Consider the following 5,522-nt stretch of genomic DNA (forward strand, 5'->3'; position numbering starts at 1 on the left):
TACCCTATATATCAGTTACTGGACGACAGTGATTGAGCACTATTTAAAAGCATAACTAAAGAACAACTTGTGTGGATTTTTGCTGATTCAGAATGCTAAAAAATAAAGTTGGTTTTAACTCCTTTTCGGAGTTCATTCTAACTATAAAAATTATCATTTAAGACAGCAGAAAAACTCAAAGTTAATTCATTACGAACATAATTTTTAGCGATTTTGCCAGATTAGATGAGCCAAGTTTAGAAGCTTCTTTAAAGAGCTTCATAGCAAGATTAAACTGAAGAGTTTGATCATGGCTCAGATTGAACGCTGGCGGCAGGCTTAACACATGCAAGTCGAGCGGAAACGATGATAGCTTGCTATCAGGCGTCGAGCGGCGGACGGGTGAGTAATACTTAGGAATCTACCTAGTAGTGGGGGATAGCACGGGGAAACTCGTATTAATACCGCATACGACCTACGGGAGAAAGGGGGCAGTTTACTGCTCTCGCTATTAGATGAGCCTAAGTCGGATTAGCTAGATGGTGGGGTAAAGGCCTACCATGGCGACGATCTGTAGCTGGTCTGAGAGGATGATCAGCCACACCGGGACTGAGACACGGCCCGGACTCCTACGGGAGGCAGCAGTGGGGAATATTGGACAATGGGGGAAACCCTGATCCAGCCATGCCGCGTGTGTGAAGAAGGCCTTTTGGTTGTAAAGCACTTTAAGCAGTGAAGAAGACTCCGTGGTTAATACCCACGGACGATGACATTAGCTGCAGAATAAGCACCGGCTAACTCTGTGCCAGCAGCCGCGGTAATACAGAGGGTGCAAGCGTTAATCGGAATTACTGGGCGTAAAGGGAGCGTAGGTGGCTCTATAAGTCAGATGTGAAATCCCCGGGCTTAACCTGGGAACTGCATCTGAAACTGTAGAGCTAGAGTATGTGAGAGGAAGGTAGAATTCCAGGTGTAGCGGTGAAATGCGTAGAGATCTGGAGGAATACCGATGGCGAAGGCAGCCTTCTGGCATAATACTGACACTGAGGCTCGAAAGCGTGGGTAGCAAACAGGATTAGATACCCTGGTAGTCCACGCCGTAAACGATGTCTACTAGTCGTTGGGTCCCTTGAGGACTTAGTGACGCAGCTAACGCAATAAGTAGACCGCCTGGGGAGTACGGCCGCAAGGTTAAAACTCAAATGAATTGACGGGGGCCCGCACAAGCGGTGGAGCATGTGGTTTAATTCGATGCAACGCGAAGAACCTTACCTGGTCTTGACATATCTAGAATCCTGCAGAGATGCGGGAGTGCCTTCGGGAATTAGAATACAGGTGCTGCATGGCTGTCGTCAGCTCGTGTCGTGAGATGTTGGGTTAAGTCCCGCAACGAGCGCAACCCTTGTCCTTAGTTACCAGCGGGTTAAGCCGGGAACTCTAAGGATACTGCCAGTGACAAACTGGAGGAAGGCGGGGACGACGTCAAGTCATCATGGCCCTTACGACCAGGGCTACACACGTGCTACAATGGTAGGTACAGAGGGCAGCTACACAGCGATGTGATGCGAATCTCAAAAAGCCTATCGTAGTCCAGATTGGAGTCTGCAACTCGACTCCATGAAGTAGGAATCGCTAGTAATCGCGGATCAGAATGCCGCGGTGAATACGTTCCCGGGCCTTGTACACACCGCCCGTCACACCATGGGAGTTGATTGCACCAGAAGTGGATAGCTTAACCTTCGGGGGAGCGTTCACCACGGTGTGGTTGATGACTGGGGTGAAGTCGTAACAAGGTAGCCGTAGGGGAACCTGCGGCTGGATCACCTCCTTATAGATGGCATTCGGTCAGCAAGAATTCACAACAAGTTGTTCTTTAGTTTAAGCTTACGTTTTAACAAGCGTAATTGGGTCTGTAGCTCAGCTGGTTAGAGCACCGTGTTGATAACGCGGGGGTCAGTGGTTCAAGTCCACTTAGACCCACCATTTTATAATGGGGCCATAGCTCAGTTGGTAGAGCGCCTGCCTTGCACGCAGGAGGTCAACGGTTCGACTCCGTTTGGCTCCACCACTATAGACGAATAAGCTTTAAGTGCTAATAGTATAAATAGAAACAAGTGATTTATCTTTGAATAAAGACACGATTACTTCTTTCTGTTTTATACAGAATCTGTGACTCGACGAGAGCATAGAGACTATTTAAAAACATAGATATGAGTCTGGGTTAGGAACACGTGTTCACGCGTTGTTCCTAACCTTAATCACTCACCTCTTAACGACATCAGTTGTTATCCCAGGGGTGAGTGATTAAAAAAAGTAAAGAGAACTGAATCAAGCGTATAAACATAGGTGATATCGTTATCATAATTAGACTTTATAACACTTAGCAGTCGAAAGACTACTTGGGGTTGTATGGTCAAGTAATGAAGCGCACATGGTGGATGCCTTGGCAGTCAGAGGCGATGAAAGACGTGACAGCCTGCGATAAGCTTCGGGGAGGCGGCAATATCCTGTGATCCGGAGATTTCTGAATGGGGAAACCCACCTACCATAAGGTAGGTATCTTGTACTTGTACAAGAAGCGAACGAGGGGAAGTGAAACATCTCAGTACCCTTAGGAATAGACATCAAATGAGATTCCCCTAGTAGCGGCGAGCGAACGGGGAGAAGCCGATTAATGCTAATGTAGAAGAACAGCGTGGGAAAGCTGACCGTAGTAGGTGATAGTCCTGTATTCGAAACATTAGCGTTAACATATTAAGTAGAGCGGGGCACGAGAAATCCTGTTTGAAGATGGGGGGACCATCCTCCAAGGCTAAATACTCCTGACTGACCGATAGTGAACCAGTACCGTGAGGGAAAGGCGAAAAGAACCCCTGTGAGGGGAGTGAAATAGAACCTGAAACCGTGTGCGTACAAGCAGTGGGAGCCTTAATTTATTAGGGTGACCGCGTACCTTTTGTATAATGGGTCAGCGACTTATATTCTGTAGCAAGGTTAACCGTTTAGGGGAGCCGTAGGGAAACCGAGTCTTAATAGGGCGCCATAGTTGCAGGGTATAGACCCGAAACCGAGTGATCTATCCATGAGCAGGTTGAAAGTGCCGTAACAGGCACCGGAGGACCGAACCCACTGTCGTTGAAAAGCCAGGGGATGACTTGTGGATAGGGGTGAAAGGCTAATCAAACTCGGTGATAGCTGGTTCTCCCCGAAAGCTATTTAGGTAGCGCCTCGGACGAACACCATTGGGGGTAGAGCACTGTTTCGGCTAGGGGGTCATACCGACTTACCAAACCGATGCAAACTCCGAATACCGATGAGTGATATCCGGGAGACACACAGTGGGTGCTAACGTCCATTGTGGAGAGGGAAACAACCCAGACCGCCAGCTAAGGCCCCAAATTCCTAGTTAAGTGGGAAACGAGGTGGGAAGGCATAGACAGCTAGGAGGTTGGCTTAGAAGCAGCCATCCTTTAAAGAAAGCGTAATAGCTCACTAGTCGAGTCGGCCCGCGCGGAAGATGTAACGGGGCTCAAACTAGGAGCCGAAGCTGCGGATTTGAATTTGTTTTCAAGTGGTAGGGGAGCGTTGTGTAAGCCTGTGAAGGTGTGTCGTAAGGCATGCTGGAGGTATCACAAGAGCGAATGCTGACGTGAGTAACGATAATGCGAGTGAAAAGCTCGCACGCCGGAAGATCAAGGGTTCCAGTCCAACGTTAATCGGGGCTGGGTGAGTCGACCCCTAAGGCGAGGCCGAAAGGCGTAGTCGATGGGAAATCGGTTAATATTCCGATACTTGTTTATAATGCGATGGAGGGACGGAGAAGGTTATGTCAGCCTGGCGTTGGTTGTCCAGGTGAAAGGATGTAGGCTTACAACTTAGGTAAATCCGGGTTGTTATATGGCTGAGATCTGATAGCAAGCTGTACTTGTACAGTGAAGTGGCAAATACCATGCTTCCAGGAAAAGCTTCTAAGCAATAGTTATAAACGAATCGTACCCTAAACCGACACAGGTGATCAGGTAGAGAATACCAAGGCGCTTGAGAGAACTCTGCTGAAGGAACTAGGCAAAATGGTACCGTAACTTCGGGAGAAGGTACGCTGCTGATGGTGATAGGACACGCTCCTTGAGCTGTTGGCAGTCGCAGATACCAGGCTGCTGCAACTGTTTATTAAAAACACAGCACTCTGCAAACACGAAAGTGGACGTATAGGGTGTGATGTCTGCCCGGTGCTGGAAGGTTAATTGATGGGGTTAGCGTAAGCGAAGCTCTTGATCGAAGCCCCAGTAAACGGCGGCCGTAACTATAACGGTCCTAAGGTAGCGAAATTCCTTGTCGGGTAAGTTCCGACCTGCACGAATGACATAATGATGGCAGCGCTGTCTCCAGCAGAGACTCAGTGAAATCGAAATCGCAGTGAAGATGCTGTGTACCCGCGGCTAGACGGAAAGACCCCGTGAACCTTTACTACAGCTTTACATTGAACTTTGACCTGACTTGTGCAGGATAGGTGGGAGGCTTTGAAGCCGAGACGCTAGTCTCGGTGGAGCCAATCTTGAAATACCACCCTGGTCATGTTGGGGTTCTAACTCAGGTATAACAATACCGAGGACAATGTATGGTGGGTAGTTTGACTGGGGCGGTCTCCTCCTAAAGAGTAACGGAGGAGTACGAAGGTGCGCTCAGACCGGTCGGAAATCGGTCGTAGAGTATAAAGGCAAAAGCGCGCTTAACTGCGAGACCCACAAGTCGAGCAGGTACGAAAGTAGGTCTTAGTGATCCGGTGGTTCTGTATGGAAGGGCCATCGCTCAACGGATAAAAGGTACTCTGGGGATAACAGGCTGATACCGCCCAAGAGTTCATATCGACGGCGGTGTTTGGCACCTCGATGTCGGCTCATCTCATCCTAGGGCTGAAGCAGGTCCTAAGGGTATGGCTGTTCGCCATTTAAAGAGGTACGCGAGCTGGGTTTAGAACGTCGTGAGACAGTTCGGTCCCTATCTACCGTGGGCGTTGGAAATTTGAGAGGATCTGCTCCTAGTACGAGAGGACCAGAGTGGACGAACCTCTGGTGTTCGGGTTGTCACGCCAGTGGCATTGCCCGGTAGCTACGTTCGGATGGGATAACCGCTGAAAGCATCTAAGCGGGAAGCCCACCTCAAGATTAGATTTCCCTAAAGAGCCGTTGAAGACTACGACGTTGATAGGCAGGGTGTGGAAGTGCAGCGATGCATGTAGCTAACCTGTACTAATTGCTCGTTTGGCTTGACCATACAACACCCAAGTGGTTTGTATGAAAGCTCTAATTAATCTATCTTGTATAAGCGAAAGCTTATAGAAACGAGAGAATATTTCGATATCACCTTTAACCTTGATTCAGTTAGGTTACAAGTTGATCGACAACAAGCTAATACTTGACGTCAAACAATAAAAATAACAGACTCATATCTAACCCCCTTTGCTGACGACAATAGCATGATGGCACCACCTGATCCCTTCCCGAACTCAGAAGTGAAACATCATTGCGCCAATGGTAGTGTGG

The 5,522-nt window shown here is 48.5% G+C and carries 2 tRNA genes and 3 rRNA genes; all 5 read left to right on the forward strand.

The window, feature by feature from the left end:
- Window positions 1–271: 271 nt before the first annotated feature.
- Window positions 272–1,810 (forward strand): 16S ribosomal RNA (locus JMX95_RS13490).
- Window positions 1,811–1,885: 75 nt separating this feature from the next.
- Window positions 1,886–1,962, forward strand: a tRNA-Ile gene (locus tag JMX95_RS13495).
- A gap of 9 nt (window positions 1,963–1,971) precedes the next feature.
- Window positions 1,972–2,047 (forward strand) — tRNA-Ala (locus JMX95_RS13500).
- A gap of 343 nt (window positions 2,048–2,390) precedes the next feature.
- Window positions 2,391–5,253 (forward strand): 23S ribosomal RNA (locus tag JMX95_RS13505).
- A gap of 187 nt (window positions 5,254–5,440) precedes the next feature.
- A 5S ribosomal RNA gene (rrf, locus tag JMX95_RS13510) occupies window positions 5,441–5,522 on the forward strand; the annotation flags it as partial.

The sequence above is a fragment of the Psychrobacter sp. NC44 genome, from assembly GCF_904846655.1.
Classification (GTDB): domain Bacteria; phylum Pseudomonadota; class Gammaproteobacteria; order Pseudomonadales; family Moraxellaceae; genus Psychrobacter.